We start from the raw sequence: 16,509 nt of genomic DNA, 5'->3' as shown, positions 1-16,509 counted from the left end.
TGATAAAAAACGGGTTTTGATCAACCTGTTGCTATCAAAAATCATTTCGGATATAACACAAAAACAATTCTATGAAGATAATATCATACAACGTAAACGGAATTAGAGCTGCCATCACAAAAGGATTTATTGAATGGTTACAACAGGCTAATCCAGATGTAATTTGTTTGCAGGAAATCAAAGCCACCGAAGAGCAAATTCCCGTTGCAGACATTACCGCAGCCGGCTATCCGTATCAATATTATTATCCAGCGACCAAAAAAGGGTACAGTGGCGTTGCCATTCTTTCTAAAATAAAACCCAATAATGTGGTTTACGGAACTGGAATTCAGCACATGGATTTCGAGGGCAGAAACCTTCGTGCCGATTTTGATGACTGCTCCGTGATGAGTTTGTACTTACCGTCAGGAACTAATATTGAGCGATTGGATCATAAATTTATGTTCATGGATGACTTTCAAAACTACATTGACGGACTCAAAAAAGAGATTCCTAATCTAATTATTTGCGGGGATTACAACATTTGTCACGAGGCGATTGATATCCACGATCCTATTCGAAACAAAAACACATCGGGCTTTTTACCCCAAGAAAGAGCATGGTTGGATAAGTTTATGAAATCCGGTTTTGTAGATAGTTTTCGCCATTTCAACAGCGAACCACACCAATATTCATGGTGGAGTTACCGCGCCGGAGCTCGAGGGAATAACAAAGGTTGGCGCATCGATTACAATTTAGTGAGCGACTCGTTGAAACATAAACTCAAAAGAGCCGTTATATTGCCGGATGCTATGCATTCTGATCATTGTCCTGTTTTGGTTGAGATTGACTAGGGAATATCAATTTCAATAGCAATGACAATGAAAAATGAAAATAAAAACTAAAAACAAACTAAAAATGATAAAAAAAATTTCCATCGGACTTTTAATTCTAGCATTGTCCACTTCTTGTGTTTCCAAGAAAATCTACAATGATTTAGAGACCAAATTTGCCGATTTAAAAAAGGAAAATAGAGCCATTTCAGATGAAAATGCAGCTTTATTGGCTTCCAAAAAGCAATTAGAATCTGAAAAAGAAGCTTTAAAAACTAATCTAGATGATGTCAATGCCAACTTGGCCAAAGTACAAGCTGATTATGCAGCCGCCAAGGACAAAATGAAAATCATGCAAGATTCGTATGCCGCTTTAGAGAAAAACAGCAATGAATCGCTGGAATCCAACATGAAAAAGAACCGTGAATTACTGGCTCAATTGGATGCAAAAGCAAAAGCATTGGCACTAGAACAAGAAAAATTAAATGCAAGTAGCCAACGTCTAAAAGAACTAGAAGATTTAATTGCTGCGAAAGAAGCCAGTATGAAAAAATTAAAAGAAACGCTATCTAATGCGTTAAATGGTTTTGAAGGTAAAGGCTTGACTGTAGAACAAAAAAACGGAAAAGTATATGTTTCTATGGAGAACAAATTGCTTTTCAATTCCGGTAGTTGGGCTGTAGGTTCCGAAGGTAAAAAAGCAGTGGTTGAAGTAGGGAAAGTATTGGGAGACAATCCTGATATCTCGGTATTGATTGAAGGACATACTGATAATGACCCGTATGTTGGTTCTGGGGCAATTACGGATAACTGGGATCTTTCGACCAAAAGAGCGACAGCTATAGTTGCTATTTTGAGCGAAAACAAAAAAGTAAACAAACAAAATCTTACGGCAGCCGGAAGAAGCGAGTTCTCACCATTAACAAGCAATACCACTGCTGACGGAAAATCTAAAAATCGTAGAATCGAAATTATTTTATCACCTAAATTAGACGAAATTTCAAAAATGTTGAATGAGTTTTAGGAGGAAGATGCTAAGACTTTAAGTTTAAAAAAGGTTCGCGTGAAAACGTTGAACCTTTTTTTTTGTAACTTTGGGATTATAAATTAAGGATTATGTCTACAATAGAATTAAAGAATAAGATCATCAGGCAAATGGAGTATTCCAATGATTTTGTATTGAAGCAAATTTCAGATTTATTGGATAAATGTGAAAGCGAGATTGTTGCGTCTGATACTTCGGGATTCCCCTTGACTATTTCAGAATATAATGACAGAGTAGAAGAAGGTTTGGCAGATTTGAAATATGGTAGAATAACGCCTCATGAAGATTTGTTGAAAGAGATAGAAGGTTGGGAAAATGAGCTTTAAGGTTTTTTGGACTGCAAGTGCAAAGGGCGATTTACGCAAAATTATAGGTGTTGTTTCCAATGATAAATTTACAGAAATTGTAGAAGCCCCTTTGGGTATTGTGTTTTTAGAACAATTTCAATTTGATGAATATCGTGTAGATTGCAGAAGGATAATTGTTGGAAATTACAAACTGTTGTATCAATTTAAAGATAACGTGATTATTGTCGTTAGGGTTTTTAATACCCGTCAGGATCCTAATAAGAGTTTGAAATGAAAATAATTGCATACTAGTTAAAAGAGGTTCACGTAAAAACGTTGAACCTTTTTTTGTTAATATTAGGCAAAGCCAAACTAAAAACGAAGAACTAATTTTTATCTTTGCTTTCAAAAAAACTTAGAAACTTAGACTCTTAGCCACATAGCTACTCAAAAATGAAATACACCACTTTACCGAATACCGATATCAAAGTCAGTAAAATATGCCTTGGCACGATGACTTTTGGACAACAAAACACTGAATCCGAGGGGCATTCTCAAATGGATTATGCACTAGAGAAAGGAGTCAATTTCTTTGATACCGCCGAGATGTATTCTATCCCTGGAAAGCAAGAAACCTACGGAAGTACCGAGAAAATTATTGGATCGTGGTTCAAGAAAACCAGGAAAAGAGAAGAAGTGGTTTTGGCCTCCAAGATTGCCGGACCCAATCCAGGTTTTGGCTATATGCGTGAGAAACTGGATTTTTCTCCTGCCAGTATTCAATATGCTTTGGACAACAGTCTGCAACGCCTTCAAACCGATTATATTGACTTATACCAATTGCATTGGCCAGAGCGAAAAACCAATTATTTTGGGCAACGAGGCTACAAAGTGCAAAATGATGATGCTTGGGAAGATAATATTCATGCTGTTCTGGAAGCGTTGGATGGTTTTGTAAAAGCAGGGAAAATCAAGCACATTGGAGTTTCTAATGAGAATCCTTGGGGAATGATGCGTTTTCTGGAAGAGAGCAAATACCATAATCTGCCAAGAATCAAAACCGTCCAAAATCCGTATTCTCTGTTGAACCGCCTTTTCGAAAATGCTTCAGCCGAAGTTTGCCTTCGTGAAAATGTCGGGTTATTGGCGTATTCGCCAATGGCTTTTGGAGTTTTGTCAGGTAAGTTTTTAACGGGCGAAAGTCATCCCAATGCCAGATTGAGTTTGTTTCCTCAATATTCGAGATACAGCAGTGCACAATGTGCTGAGGCGACAAGATTGTATCAGGAAGTTGCTCACAAACACGGATTGTCATTGACTCAATTGGCTCTAGCATTTGTAGAGCAACAACCGTTTTTGACAAGTACGATTATTGGAGCAACAACTATGGAACAGCTCAAAGAGAATATTGATACTATTAAGGTTTCGCTTTCTGAAGATATTCTAAAAGAGATTGATGCTATTCAAGCTGTAATTCCTGATCCTGCACCTTAAGTCTTGATAAAATAAGAATTAAAAAGCCCTGTCAGAGTTTAAAACTTTGATAGGGCTTTTTGTTCAAAAGGAATGTCTAATTCAGTTTCTGGGTTAAACTATTCAAAAATCAGTTTCTGTGTTGAAAGTTCTCCTTGGTCATTTCGAATGGTTATAATGTAAACACCTTTGGATAAATGGTTTGTTTTTATGATGTTTACAGCCTTGTTTTCCGTTTTTTGCTGTAATAGCATTTTGCCTTCCAAATCAAAAAGAGTAACTACAGTGGGATAATTCTGGTTTGATTTTTGGATAATAATTTCCGATTTTGCAGGATTGGGATATATTACAAATTGTGTTTTGTCAAAAGTATTGAGCGCCAAAGAAGTATCTGTAATTTTGAAAATGGATCCGTTATTTAAGGCAGCAATGTAAAGTTCTCCAGTATTATCCTCTCCAAAAGTCGAAAAGCTATTCCCGGTAAATACTTCGGAATACGTTACTGTTCCAATCGATCTCATCGTTCCTATTTGTGGATTGCAATAATCTGTAAAGAAATATAGTCCTTTAAAATTTGGATAGATGGTGCCGTTGTACACATAGCCGCCAGTAATGGAACAAGCTCCTGTGGAGTGGTTTATTGTCTTTATTGGAAAATTCATGGATGATTGCGAAGGGCAACCTGCAGTATTGTAAGCGGTATTGCCTTCATAACAACGCCAGCCATAATTTAATCCAGATTGTGTAGCTACTGCAATGTTGACTTCTTCAATGTTATTTTGGCCAACATCGGCAATCCACAAATTGCCCAGTTTTTTGTCAAAGGAGAATTTCCAGGGATTTCGAAGGCCAATTGCCCAGATTTCATCGGCACCTGCGATTCCTGCATAGGGATTGTCAGCAGGAATGTTGTATGGAGTTCCTGAATTTACATCTATGCGAAGCATTTTTCCCAATAATTCATTGATATTTTGTGCTCTGTTTTCGGGATCTCCTGCGCTACCTCCATCACCCATACCAATATACAAATAGCCATCGGGTCCAAATTTTAAAGATCCTCCATTATGGTTGGCATAAGGCTGTGCAATGGTTAAAAGTATAGTTCCGCTTGAAGCATTAGCAAGATTTGGATTTGCGCTATCAACAGAATACTTTGTAATTACAGTATTTCCAGATAAGTTAGTGTGATTGGTGTAAAAGAAACCGTTGGAAGCATAATTGGGGTGGAAAGCCAAACCTAACAAACCTTGTTCGCCACCGTTGCTTACCTGACCTGTAATGTTGAGAAAAGCATTTGGATTTGTGGTTCCATCCGAATTTAAAATTTTTATAATGCCACCCTGCTCGACAATAAACAATCTACTGTCTCCAGCATTTGTAATTTCTAGAGGCCGTGTAAAGCCAGTTGCGAAAGATTGTAGTCCGATAGTTTGAGAATAGCAAAAACTCAAAGAATACAACGAGAATAATAATACCATTGGTTTCATAATCAAATGGTTTAAAATTAAACCCAAATTTACATTATTTTTGTTGTAATAAACTGTAAGTTAGGTAGCTATATTTGTATTGTTGGTTTTTACTCTTATTCTAGTTTTTATTTTAGCAAACTACTTTTGGTTTTAAACCATATAAGACACATGAGTATCGCTAAGCAAATTTAAAGGCTTTAACTTAACTTACATGTCTTATATGGTAGGAATATTTTTTATCGCTCTACCGTATAGCCTTTTGCTTTTGCCAAAGCAACGATAGAAGTGTTTATGGCATTCCCCAAATCGTCTTGTGATTTTGTTTTTTTTGCTTCGGCATCAATATATTGCTGGCGTTTTTTGCCCAATTCTCCAATTTCTTTTTGGATTGCTTCTCTTTCCTTGGTTTTTTTGGTAACAATCACTTCCAATTCGGCATCCGATTTGTTTTGAAGTTCAGCGGGTAATTCCTCTTTTTTGATTTTGGCAATGGCTTTTGGATCTTCTTTTACTCGATCGACAAGATCCCAACTTTCATTTTTGTACACCGCTTTAGATTTGCTTACGGCACGTTCGGCATAATTGGCAGCAGATACGCCCTGTGCATTTTTGTCTTGTGCTTCTTGGTTCATTTTTTTGGAAGAACCCTTTGCTCCATAGCCAATATAAGTGGTATTTATCTTTACATTGCATTTGGATATTTGATCGTCATAAGGAGTTGCAACGTATTGCACAGATAAATTAGAATCAATGTTGAAGTATTTTCCTTTTCCGTAATCGGCTCCATCTTTCCAAAAAGTATTAATGCCTTCCAAACTGCTTCCACAGAAAATAGTGTTCACATAAATATCATTTTTTATCGCATCGCTGATCGCTTCTTTGTAATTTACTCCGCCTTGGTCAAAGGCTTCGTTTCCTGCAATATAGATGAGTTTCATATTGCTGTTTTCTTTTCCCCAGTGCAATTTCTTGGTTGCATCTTGGATCACTGCACCACAATATTCATTTCCACCATTGGTTTTTAATGCAAATAATTTTTCAGAAATCAAGTCCAAGTCAGTAGTAAGAGGCGTTACTTGTCTAATATAATTGGATTGTTGCGCTAATCCATCATTACCATATTCGTACAAAGCAATTTCGATATCAGGAGTTTTACCCGAATATTTAAGTGTAGTTAGCGTGTTTACGATATTCCAAAGTCTAGATTTGGCCTGATCAATTAATCCATCCATACTATTGGAAGTGTCCAACAAAAGTGCCACTTGGATTTTGGTATTTTCTCCTGTTTTTGTTATTGTAGCATTTTTTATGGGTTTGGCATTTGAATAATTACAACTTGCAAAAGAGATAGTTGTTGCCAAAAGAGCCGAGATAAATAGAATCGATTTCATAATTTCTAGTTTTTAAGAGTTGATTACAGACCAAACTTAAAAACTTAAATAGTTCCTTTTTTGAACAAATGGTGAAACAGGCTTCCCACTTGGTGAAACGAGTTGTAAAAGGAGTTTAAAATACTTTACTTTACACTGTTGATTTGAAAGTGACTAAGAGGTTGAGTTGCTTAGATTCTCAGGATCTCAGAAACTTCTAAAAAAAAAACTAAAATGCGTTTACTAACTATATATTTCTTCTTTCTTTTTACATTGTTATTGTTTCCCATCGGAGCAATGGCTCAGGATTCTTTGTCCAAAAGTAAAGCGATGCCCATGTCAAAGATGAGTAGGGTGACCAACGATTTAAAAAAATCTTTGGACAGCAATAACGAAGCACAAATCGCCCAAAATTATGAACGATTGGCCAATGAATTTCTCAATAAAGGAGATAACGCCAAAGCCGAAGAGTACTTTAAAAAGGCAATCACGAGCTACACCAAATTAAAGCTGATAGATGACAAAACCCGTGTAACCAGAAGTCTTGCCAAAGTACAGGAGTCCCAAAAAGATTATGAATCGGCGATTAAGAATTACGAAGTGGCTGGTGCAGCAACAGCAGATAAAAGTCTTGAAAAAATAAATACCAATGATGCCAATCGTTTGCGTTCCGTGGCGAGTCCAGTTGCTCAAGCTGGTTATGTTGATTCGAATATCGAGTTGCTCAAAAAGGAAAACAAAAAAGAAGAAGTTTCGGCGGCCTATGTCCAAAAAGCCGAAAATTCCTTGCAGCAAAAAAACAAGGAAGTCGCTATAGAAAGTTACAATCAAGCGCTCGCTTACGCAAAAGGCAAACCGGCAGCCATCATCAAAATTAACAATGAAATTGCCAAAGTTTACGCATCAGACAATCAGTTTGACAAGGCGATTGGTATCAACGAAAGACTTTTGGCGGAAGCCAAAACCAAACAAGATTTCAATACTCAAATTAAACAATTGCAATCGCTGTCGACTCTTTATTTCCAAAAGGAAGATCCGAATAAAGCCATCACAGCTTTGAAGGAGGCTTTTGCTTTGGCACTCCAAAAAGGAAATTCAGCCGAAGCCAAAAAGAGTTTGATTTCGTTAACTCAGTATTACAATGGAAAAGGGAATAGCAAAGAGAGTTTGGCATTATACGATCAATTTCTTCAAAATTTCGACCAATTAGTACAATCCGATACGACTTTGATTGATGCCAAAACATTTCAGGTAAGTGAAGAAAGAATTCGTCAATTAGAAAAGGAGAAATCATTGAAAGACGAGTTAATCACAAAGAAAAATACGTTCAATTATTTTCTTTTGGGTTCGATAGCCTTGCTTTTATTGTTGTTTTTATGGATCGTAAAAGCGCTTTTTTCTATTAAAACCAAGAATAAAGAAATCGCATTGCAATCGTTGCGGAGAGAAATGAATCCGCATTTTATTTTCAACAGTCTCAATAGTGTCAATCAGTTTATATCGGAAAATAAGGAACGCGAAGCCAATAAGTACTTAACTTCTTACTCTAATTTAATGCGAAATACAATGGAGAATTCCAACAAGGATTTCATTACCTTGGATAACGAATTGGAGCAATTGAAAAAGTATTTGGAATTGGAACACCTGCGTTTTCAGGATAAATTTGATTTCAAGATAAGTGTCGATCCAGAATTGGATCCAGAAAGAACGATGGTTCCCAATATGATTATTCAGCCTCATTTGGAGAATGCTATTTGGCATGGTTTGCGGTATTTAGACGACAAAGGATTACTGCAATTGCAAGTTCAATTGACCAATGGTAAAGTAGTGATTCGTATCGAAGATAACGGCATTGGCTTAACCAAAAGTCGGGAACTGAAAACGACTAATCAAAAAGCGCATCAGTCTCGTGGAATGAGTAATACAAAGGAGCGCATTGGTTTGCTGAATGAGTTGTACAGACAGTATATTTCTTTTCAAATTTCTGAGAAAGCGTTGCCGGAAACAGGAACCATAGTCGAAATTATTTTCCCATTAATTGATAAATAGGATGAATTTTCAAAAGATAAAAAGTGTTATTGTCGAAGACGAATTGGCGGCACGAGAAGTACTCAAGAATTATTTGAGTAAGTATTGCCCGCAAGTAGAAGTTGTTGGCGAAGCCCAAAACATAAAAGAAGCCGTTCCGCTGTTGCACGAATTGCAGCCACAATTGGTTTTTCTGGATGTAGAAATGCCTTTCGGAAATGCTTTTGATGTTCTCGAAGCCTGTAAAGATTTGCATTTTGAGACCATTTTTGTAACTGCCTTTTCGGAGTATTCTTTGAAAGCATTGAATCAAAGTGCGGCATATTATTTGCTGAAACCCATAAGTATTGAAGAATTAATTGTTGCGGTAAACAAAGTGCACCACCAAATTCTGAATCACGAGATTTTTAACAGAAACAAGATAATCGTTGAAAATTTTCAGGAAACCAAACCCGAAAAACAACAGGTAATCTTACCAACACTAGAAGGTTTTGAAGTGGTCAAAATGGAAGAAATCGTTCGCCTTCGTGGCAATGGAAATTTCACCGATTTGTATCTCCATAACGGAAATAAGAAAATGGTGTGTCGATTTTTGAAACATTTCTCCGAAATCTTGCCTTTGCCTTTTATCCGAGTTCACAAATCGCATATTATCAATTTGAATTGTGTGAAATCGTATAATAAAGGAGGAATTATTACCCTAAACGATAGTACTGAAATAGAAGTTTCTCCAACGTATAAAGAGGATTTCTTGAAGAATTTTAAATAAATTAATATTTTAATGTATTTATACCTAACAGGTTGAAAAAAACCTGTTAGGATAGCGTGTTCCTAACAGGTTTTTTTCAACCTGTTAGGTATTTGAGTTCTTAACTTAACAATAATGTCGAGTTATATTGAATTTTAAATTAAAAATCAAACTCTTCCTTCACCACCATAGAATCAATAACCGTAGTATCCTGTACTTTGATGTTCAATAAGGAATGAGCACGCCCCGAAAGTGTTATAGGCGATGACAAACCAATAGTATCTTCAGGAATCAACAATCCACGACGAAACATGAGATTTCTCAAGAACGTCTGTTGGTTGGTCGCATAGGCTTTTTGCAAACCTTGTTGGTCAAATTGCCACATGAATTTCTTTGGTTTTGGGATTATAGTAGCCAGAAATAAACATTCGCGTACATTCAAATCGGCTGGTCTTTTCTGGAAATAGAATTCTGCCGCTTCGCCAATCCCATATACGTTTGGACCCCATTCGATGATGTTAAAATAAACTTCCAGCATACGTTGTTTGCTCGTGATGTGATTGTTTTCGATAATGTACACCAACAGAATTTCTTCCAATTTTCGGGATAAAGTTTTTTCTCGGGTAAGGAACACATTCTTAACCAATTGCATGCTTATGGTACTCGCGCCACGGGAGAATTTTTTGGTGCGAATGTTTTTAAGAATCGACTGTTTGAAGGCCTCGTTTATAAAACCGCAATGCGACATAAAAGAGGGATCTTCGGAGGTTAACACGCATTTTTGCAAGTAAGGAGATATCAGATCCAAAGTCGTGTAGTACGGATTACTTGAACCTACATAAACAGGACGTTGCGGCACGCCTTTGTCTATGGCGCGATAGGTGAATTCGCCGTTTAATTTGCCCAGATTTACATTGCCGTATTTGGTTATTTTTAAGTCTTTTTTGTCTATTTTACTTTCAAAAATAATTTTATGGGGTTTATTTTTGTTGAACATAAAATCCAATTTATAATCAAAATCGCCGGTAGCTTCCATGCCTTGAAAATGGGTAAACAATCCATCAGGAAGGGAAGTAATGAAATCTTGCGCTTTCATTTTAGGGATGGCCACTTTGAGTTCATAAACGGTATCTTCTTCGGTGTTATATGATAGGTAAGGATGCAATTTGATTTTATTGAATTGAAAAGTAGAACTACTATCGATAGAAATGAAATCAGAACCCAATAAAAAGCGATAATCAAATCTTGCGTTTTTGATGATGACATCTTTATTGGCAATTCGTTTATGGTTCATTTTTAAGTTCGTAATCGAGGTATAACCGTCTACGTGCAATTGGCCTCGACTCATATCAATGTTTTGAATATTCAATCGAATCGAGTCAAAACTGGCTTTTAGATCGTAACGTTCGTCAAAATAGGGGACTTTAATAGCGCCCGTATCAATATTAAAAAAGCGCAAATCCCCTTTTTTATTTCTAGGGTCGGCGTAACCATTTATTCTCCATCTTTGTGCGAAAGTATTGGTTTGAACATCTATTGATGATTCTAATCTAGTTTTAAATAAGGTTAGTTTTTTGATGTCAATAGTTGCCTTTTTCCCATTATCATCTAGTTTGAAAACTAAATTTTCAAGAGACATGTCGGTTGGTACCAAGTTGAGGACTTTGGAGATAATGCGATAGGCAAATTCGGCATAATCTCTTTTTTTATTGGATATTTTTGGTTCGTTTTTGTCTTTTTTCAAGAAAGCACCAAAGTTTTTGATATTTCCTTTCTTGGTTAATAGAACATTCCCATTTTTTATTTCGAGAGTGCCGAGCTGAACATCACCAATTAGTAATCGCCATAAATTGACAGTTGTTTTTATTTTTTGAATTTTAAAAATTGTGTCTAGGTTTTTTGGTGCTAAAGTAATTTCATCCAATTCTATTCCCGAAAGTCCGTCAAAAGATGCTTTTTTTATCGCAAAATCACTGTTGTATTCCAGTTTCATAGTTGTTGAAACTTTGTCAATGGCTTGGTCCAAAAGTTCGTCTCTGAATACAAGAAAACCAATTAGGAGTAGAGCAATAACGATTCCAAGTATTTTGGAAGCCAATAGTAACTTTTGTTTGTTAGTTCTCATGTTTGAAGTGGGAAAAGGAATTTTTTGACACAGATTTAGCTCATTTTGAATTTTTAATTTTCGGATTCGCTGATTTTCAATTCACAAATTTACACAAATTAATCTGTGCAAATTTGTGAAATCTGTGTCTCTTATTTAATTGTATTTATTGTGTTTTCTGACATACTTGTTTTGGGTTTTACCCAAATAACTGGCTTGCCACATCTTCTATTTTGGCAACCAATTGGATTTTTATTCCTGTGTTTTTTAAAGTGATCTTGTTGTATTTGGATACAAAAATAGTAGAAAACCCTAATTTTTCAGCTTCTTGAATGCGTTGGTCCACTCGATTTACAGGACGTATTTCGCCAGAAAGTCCCACTTCGCCAGCAAAACAAAAATCTTTATTGACCGGAATGTCTTCGTTAGATGATAAAATGGCAGCGACTACGGCCAAATCAATAGCAGGATCATCAACCGAGATTCCTCCCGTTACATTCAAGAAAACGTCTTTGGCTCCCAAACGAAAACCCGCTCTTTTTTCTAAAACGGCTAAAATCATATTCAGTCTTTTGGCATTGTAACCCGTGGTACTTCGCTGTGGCGTTCCATAAACGGCTGTGCTCACCAAGGATTGTATTTCGATCATCAAAGGGCGCATGCCTTCGAGTGTCGTTGCAATAGCGGTTCCAGATAGTTCTTCGTCTTTGTGCGAAATTAAGATCTCGGAGGGATTGGATACTTCTCGTAATCCGCTGCCCAACATTTCGTAGATTCCAATTTCGGCGGTAGAACCAAAACGGTTTTTCAGGGAACGCAAAATACGATAGACGTGATTACGGTCTCCTTCAAACTGAAGCACGGTATCAACCATGTGTTCCAGAATTTTTGGACCAGCAATCGTTCCGTCTTTGGTAATATGTCCAATTAAGATAACTGGGATATTGGTTTCTTTGGCAAATTTGATCAATTCGGCAGTGGTTTCCCGTATTTGAGAAATACTCCCTGCAGTCGATTCTATATAATCGGTGTGTAAAGTTTGAATCGAATCGATAATGACAATTTCAGGCTGGATCGCTTCAATTTGTTTGAAGATATTCTGCGTTTTGGTTTCGGTAAGAATATAGCAATTATCTCCGTTGGGAGTGATACGCTCGGCACGCATTTTGATTTGCTTCTGACTTTCTTCCCCAGAAACGTACAAAGTTTTATAGGGTAGTTTCAAAGAGATTTGCAGCAGAAGAGTACTTTTTCCAATGCCGGGTTCGCCTCCTAAAAGAATGAGTGAACCGGGAACTATTCCGCCGCCCAAAACTCTGTTCAATTCGTTGTCAGTAGTGTTAAGTCTTATTTCTTCGGCGCTGTCTATTTCGTTTATCCGTAAAGGTTTTGGGGCTTTACTACTAGTAGACGATTCGCTTTTCCAAGCTACTTTGTCTTGTTTTTGAATAATTTCTTCGGCGATAGTATTCCACTCTTTACAGGAATTGCACTGTCCTTGCCATTTAGCATATTGTGCGCCGCAATTCTGGCAAAAAAAAGTCGTTTTTACTTTGGCCATTATTATTGTTTTTTTTCCTCAGGAGCAGGAGTCTCAATTGCAGGAGTTTCTTCTACAGGGGCTTGTTTAGAATCCTCTACTTGACCTACTTTTCCTTTTATCTTTGGTTTTTTGGCAAAGGTCTTTTTTAACTCTTCGGCTTTGGTAAACATCATGTCTTTGGTAAGATCGGCTATTTCTTCTTTATTAAATCCTGACATATAGTAGCGAACTGCTCTAGGATTATCTCCCTTTTGCTCAAACATAGTTGCCAATTCATAATCTCCTAACATGCTCTTTGGGTAATTTTTATCGGCAATAATGGATAACGCATCTAGTTCGTTGAAATCTTTGTTTTGCAAAATGGCCGCTTCAATAGCTTTAATATCATTGATTCGAACTGGGTTTTTTATGCCAAATGAATTTTCGATAATATCATATTTTTTCTTTAAATAGTCTACATAGCCTTCTTTTAGCGTAACTATTTTGGAGTCATATTCGAGAGTTGATATAGGTTGTGCCACTGCAAATATTTGATACAAAGCGCTTGGTATCGAATGTAAAACCAAAGAGAAATGAGAGGCGTCCTTGAAACTTTCAAATTTATAATTGAGATCAGGGCTTTTGATTTCTTTGACTTCATCATCCAGTTGTTTAATTCTTTCTTGCATGTTTTTTACATCTCCATCTGTTGTAGATAGATAGTAAAAAATGGGTTGTTTGAGCGTGGATAGGATTTGCGGAATTTGTTGCTCCATGCCTAAAGGTAATTCAGGACTTAACGAAATATAGGCGTTAAACAGAGGGGTACCTTGATATAAATAAAAGTTTAAAAATGCTGCGGTGGTGTCATGTCCTGCAATGATCTTGAAATTTGTGGTTCTATAATCGTGCTGTATGAGTGGGAGAAGTTCGAGTGATATAAAATCAAAAAAGGCAATACTTTTTCCTTCGGGCATGCCTGTGGTTTCATCAATACTGCCACAATCTGCTTCTCTTTCGTTTTTTTTGTTTTGACTAATTGCTACAATTATTACTTCGGGTAAATCATCCCAATAGGCACCATAGGTTAAGGTTCCCAGAAATGGATTTAATAAATAATCGCCATCCAATAAAACTAATAAAGGATATCTTTTAGTTGGATTTTTTTCATAAGAAGCAGGTAACGATATAACCAGTTCTCTTTTTTCTTGTAGTTTATCCGAATAAAAATTTTCGGTTTTAATTTGAGAAAAAGAAGAAATTGAAATAAGACTCAGTAAAGCTATAAAGAGATGTTTCATAATTTTTTGGGTAAAATGTATTAAAAAAGGCTAAGCAATATAATGAATTATTTGATCGATCGGTGTACTACGTGGTTCGATAAAGGTATTCGCCTTCAAAGTAAATATCCAGCGTGCTAAAAAAAAAGCCACTGATAGCATATAGGCGAAGCAATCAGTGGCTATTTTTTAAATGCTTTTACTCAATAAGTTAGAGAGTCGCTATTTTTTTGTTTTTTAAGTCAGTGAATTGTCGTTTTCATTCGGGAAAACTATCCAAGGCTTAAATGTTTTTGCTTCTTCAAATTCAAGAGAAGCATAAGATATTATGATGATGATGTCATCTTTTTGAACTTTGCGTGCTGCAGGGCCGTTTAAAGTGATGATTCCAGAGTTTCTTTCTCCTACAATGGCGTAGGTATCAAAACGTTCCCCGTTATTAATGTTTACAATAGAAACTTTTTCTCCTTCAATAATATTAGAAGCTTCTAATAGTGCCTCATCGATTGTAATACTCCCGATATAATTTAAATCGGCTCCTGTAACTTTTACACGATGTATTTTTGATTTTACTACTTGAATATGCATGGCAATTTTTAATTTAATGAAATAGTATCGATTAATCGAATGTTGTTAACGAAAACCGCGATAAAAGCACGGTATTTTTGATTTTTATTCTTTGTAAGACAGGTTGAAAGTGTTGCTTCATCAGCAATTTCAAAGTATTCTAGGGTAAAAGAATCGTTTTTCTCAAATTCTTGTTGTACCCACGCTGTTACCTCTGAAGTACTTTCGCTATTGAATTTTGTTTTGGCTGTTTCTAATGTTTTATAGATGATAGCAGCTTCTTCTCGCTCTTGCAAAGTTAAGCGTTCATTTCTAGAACTCATAGCAAGTCCGTTAGATTCTCTAAAAATAGGACAGCCAATGATGTTTACTTTCAGGTTGCTTTTTTCGGTCATTTTTTTGACAATCTGCAACTGCTGAAAATCTTTTTCTCCAAAATAAGCATTTGTAGGATTTACAATCTCAAATAAACGTTTTACAATGGTGCCGACACCATCAAAATGACCAGGTCTAAATTTCCCCTCCATTTTTTTTTCCAATCCATCAAAATTAAAGGATTGAGTTAGGGTTTTTCCTTCATAGATGTCGTCAACGGAGGGAGCATAAATGATAATATTTGTATTTACACTCGAAATTTTGATCACATCTTGCTCTAAGTTACGAGGGTATTTTGCTAAATCTTCGGGATTGTTAAATTGCGTTGGATTTACAAAAATACTGACCACTGTTGAGTCATTTTCTTTAGTAGATTGGCGCATTAAGGACTGATGCCCTTCATGCAAAGCTCCCATTGTTGGAACAAAACCTATTGTAGAATTTGTAGTCTTAATTGAAGATAAATAGTCGATTAAAGCTACTTTTTCATAGAAAACTGGCATGGTACTTTTGTTTAAATTAGATGCAAACATAATATTTTAGTCCATAACTGCATAAAATTTTGTAATTTTGCGTGGTTTTTATTGCCAATTAATTAATCAATTTATACTATGAAAGATAAGAGGATATTATACGTATCATCTGAAGTTGTGCCTTATCTCGCTGAAAATGAGGTTTCATTAATGTCTTATGACGTACCAAAAATGATTAATGATCAAGGAGGGCAAATTCGAATATTTATGCCAAGGTACGGAAATATTAACGAGAGAAGACACCAATTGCATGAAGTAATTCGTCTTTCGGGGATGAATTTGGTTGTGAATGATCTGGATATGCCATTAATTATTAAAGTAGCATCGATTCCTAAAGAAAGAATACAAGTCTATTTTATCGATAATGATGAGTATTTCAAGAGAAAAGCAACTTTTGCAGATGAGGAAGGGGTAATGTATCCCGATAATGACGAACGCGCCATATTCTTTGCGAAAGGAGTGGTAGAAACTGTTAAAAAGCTAAATTGGGTTCCTGATATTATTCATGTTCATGGATGGATGGCAGCGATGTTACCCGTTTATATGAAGCATTTTTATAAAAATGAAGCATTGTTTTCTGACACTAAAATAGTTACATCGGTATATGCTCAGTCTTTTGACGGTACTTTGGATATGGGAATGATCAATAAAGTGAAATTTGACGGAATTCCTGCCGAGGCTATTGCTGACTTGGAAACGCCTGATTATGAAAACATTATAAGAACTACTGTTTTGAATTCGGATGCTGTTATTATTGCTTCAGATGGAGTGTCTCCAAGTTTAACAAAATTTATAGAATCTTCAGGAAAACCTTTTTTACCTTTGGTTTCGAAAGATAATTTCGCTGTGGCATACACGGAATTCTATAAAAATATGCTCCTATAAATTAAAATATT

General features: G+C 36.1%; 15 protein-coding genes. 8 read left to right on the top strand and 7 right to left on the bottom strand.

From position 1 onward, the window contains the following. The first annotated feature begins 71 nt into the window (after positions 1-71). From FNW52_RS13940 to FNW52_RS13920, 5 genes are all read left to right on the top strand, one after another. Complete coding sequence (locus FNW52_RS13940; protein ID WP_143378060.1) at positions 72-833, top strand: exodeoxyribonuclease III; 762 nt, start codon at positions 72-74, stop codon at positions 831-833. A gap of 64 nt (positions 834-897) precedes the next feature. Beyond that, entirely contained in the window at positions 898-1,836 is a 939-nt protein-coding gene (locus FNW52_RS13935) for an OmpA family protein (protein ID WP_143378059.1), read from the top strand. Positions 1,837-1,928: 92 nt separating this feature from the next. Further along, positions 1,929-2,183 carry a hypothetical protein gene (locus tag FNW52_RS13930; RefSeq protein ID WP_143378058.1) on the top strand — a complete coding sequence of 85 codons (255 nt, stop codon included), beginning with the start codon at positions 1,929-1,931 and terminating at the stop codon, positions 2,181-2,183. Then, entirely contained in the window at positions 2,173-2,439 is a 267-nt protein-coding gene (locus FNW52_RS13925; protein ID WP_143378057.1) for a type II toxin-antitoxin system RelE/ParE family toxin, read from the top strand. The genes FNW52_RS13930 and FNW52_RS13925 overlap by 11 nt, the downstream gene beginning before the upstream one ends. 158 nt (positions 2,440-2,597) lie before the next feature. Further along, positions 2,598-3,638: an aldo/keto reductase gene (locus FNW52_RS13920; RefSeq protein WP_143378056.1), complete on the top strand. Its 1,041-nt coding sequence runs from the start codon at positions 2,598-2,600 to the stop codon at positions 3,636-3,638. A gap of 98 nt (positions 3,639-3,736) precedes the next feature. Here FNW52_RS13920 and FNW52_RS13915 read toward each other — a convergent pair whose 3' ends face one another. Together FNW52_RS13915 and FNW52_RS13910 are read right to left on the bottom strand one after the other, a co-directional pair. Next, complete coding sequence (locus FNW52_RS13915; protein WP_143378055.1) at positions 3,737-5,104, bottom strand: sorbosone dehydrogenase family protein; 1,368 nt, start codon at positions 5,102-5,104, stop codon at positions 3,737-3,739. A 218-nt stretch (positions 5,105-5,322) separates the two neighbouring features. Beyond that, the gene (locus FNW52_RS13910) at positions 5,323-6,477 is read right to left on the bottom strand and encodes a VWA domain-containing protein (protein ID WP_143378054.1); all 1,155 of its coding nucleotides are present in this window, start codon (positions 6,475-6,477) and stop codon (positions 5,323-5,325) included. 213 nt (positions 6,478-6,690) lie between these two features. On the opposite strand from FNW52_RS13910, the gene FNW52_RS13905 reads away from it, so the two are divergent. After that, the gene (locus FNW52_RS13905; protein ID WP_143378053.1) at positions 6,691-8,505 is read left to right on the top strand and encodes a histidine kinase; all 1,815 of its coding nucleotides are present in this window, start codon (positions 6,691-6,693) and stop codon (positions 8,503-8,505) included. A 1-nt stretch (position 8,506) separates the two neighbouring features. After that, positions 8,507-9,253, top strand: a complete 747-nt coding sequence (locus FNW52_RS13900; protein ID WP_143378052.1) for a LytTR family DNA-binding domain-containing protein — start codon at positions 8,507-8,509, stop codon at positions 9,251-9,253. Between the two features lie 139 nt (positions 9,254-9,392). On the opposite strand, the gene FNW52_RS13895 is transcribed toward FNW52_RS13900, so the two are convergent. The 5 genes from FNW52_RS13895 to panC all read right to left on the bottom strand — a co-directional run bounded on the left by FNW52_RS13895 (position 9,393) and on the right by panC (position 15,613). Continuing rightward, complete coding sequence (locus FNW52_RS13895; RefSeq protein WP_143378051.1) at positions 9,393-11,357, bottom strand: transglycosylase domain-containing protein; 1,965 nt, start codon at positions 11,355-11,357, stop codon at positions 9,393-9,395. Between the two features lie 178 nt (positions 11,358-11,535). After that, a complete protein-coding gene (gene radA, locus FNW52_RS13890; protein WP_143378050.1) occupies positions 11,536-12,897 on the bottom strand; it encodes a DNA repair protein RadA in 1,362 nt (453 codons plus the stop codon). A gap of 2 nt (positions 12,898-12,899) precedes the next feature. Continuing rightward, positions 12,900-14,159: an alpha/beta hydrolase gene (locus FNW52_RS13885; protein ID WP_143378049.1), complete on the bottom strand. Its 1,260-nt coding sequence runs from the start codon at positions 14,157-14,159 to the stop codon at positions 12,900-12,902. A gap of 216 nt (positions 14,160-14,375) precedes the next feature. Next, a complete protein-coding gene (gene panD / locus FNW52_RS13880; RefSeq protein ID WP_143378048.1) occupies positions 14,376-14,726 on the bottom strand; it encodes an aspartate 1-decarboxylase in 351 nt (116 codons plus the stop codon). 8 nt (positions 14,727-14,734) lie between these two features. After that, positions 14,735-15,613, bottom strand: a complete 879-nt coding sequence (gene panC, locus FNW52_RS13875) for a pantoate--beta-alanine ligase (protein WP_143378047.1) — start codon at positions 15,611-15,613, stop codon at positions 14,735-14,737. A gap of 78 nt (positions 15,614-15,691) precedes the next feature. Between panC and FNW52_RS13870 the strand changes: the two genes are divergently transcribed. Beyond that, entirely contained in the window at positions 15,692-16,498 is an 807-nt protein-coding gene (locus tag FNW52_RS13870) for a glycogen/starch synthase (protein ID WP_143378046.1), read from the top strand. The last annotated feature ends 11 nt before the right edge of the window (positions 16,499-16,509 follow it).

This window comes from Flavobacterium sp. ZT3R18 (assembly GCF_007097385.1).
Lineage (GTDB): Bacteria > Bacteroidota > Bacteroidia > Flavobacteriales > Flavobacteriaceae > Flavobacterium.
Note: the sequence above shows the minus strand (reverse complement) of the source record. Positions and strands in the feature narration are given on the sequence as shown.

Bases quoted from the DNA above. Each gene is read 5' to 3' on its own strand.
- FNW52_RS13940 (WP_143378060.1), top strand. From the start codon at position 72: ATGAAGATAATATCATACAACGTAAACGGAATTAGAGCTGCCATCACA.
- FNW52_RS13935 (WP_143378059.1), top strand. From the start codon at position 898: ATGATAAAAAAAATTTCCATCGGACTTTTAATTCTAGCATTGTCCACT.
- FNW52_RS13930 (WP_143378058.1), top strand. From the start codon at position 1,929: ATGTCTACAATAGAATTAAAGAATAAGATCATCAGGCAAATGGAGTAT.
- FNW52_RS13925 (WP_143378057.1), top strand. From the start codon at position 2,173: ATGAGCTTTAAGGTTTTTTGGACTGCAAGTGCAAAGGGCGATTTACGC.
- FNW52_RS13920 (WP_143378056.1), top strand. From the start codon at position 2,598: ATGAAATACACCACTTTACCGAATACCGATATCAAAGTCAGTAAAATA.
- FNW52_RS13915 (WP_143378055.1), bottom strand. From the start codon at position 5,104: ATGAAACCAATGGTATTATTATTCTCGTTGTATTCTTTGAGTTTTTGC.
- FNW52_RS13910 (WP_143378054.1), bottom strand. From the start codon at position 6,477: ATGAAATCGATTCTATTTATCTCGGCTCTTTTGGCAACAACTATCTCT.
- FNW52_RS13905 (WP_143378053.1), top strand. From the start codon at position 6,691: ATGCGTTTACTAACTATATATTTCTTCTTTCTTTTTACATTGTTATTG.
- FNW52_RS13900 (WP_143378052.1), top strand. From the start codon at position 8,507: ATGAATTTTCAAAAGATAAAAAGTGTTATTGTCGAAGACGAATTGGCG.
- FNW52_RS13895 (WP_143378051.1), bottom strand. From the start codon at position 11,357: ATGAGAACTAACAAACAAAAGTTACTATTGGCTTCCAAAATACTTGGA.
- radA (WP_143378050.1), bottom strand. From the start codon at position 12,897: ATGGCCAAAGTAAAAACGACTTTTTTTTGCCAGAATTGCGGCGCACAA.
- FNW52_RS13885 (WP_143378049.1), bottom strand. From the start codon at position 14,159: ATGAAACATCTCTTTATAGCTTTACTGAGTCTTATTTCAATTTCTTCT.
- panD (WP_143378048.1), bottom strand. From the start codon at position 14,726: ATGCATATTCAAGTAGTAAAATCAAAAATACATCGTGTAAAAGTTACA.
- panC (WP_143378047.1), bottom strand. From the start codon at position 15,613: ATGTTTGCATCTAATTTAAACAAAAGTACCATGCCAGTTTTCTATGAA.
- FNW52_RS13870 (WP_143378046.1), top strand. From the start codon at position 15,692: ATGAAAGATAAGAGGATATTATACGTATCATCTGAAGTTGTGCCTTAT.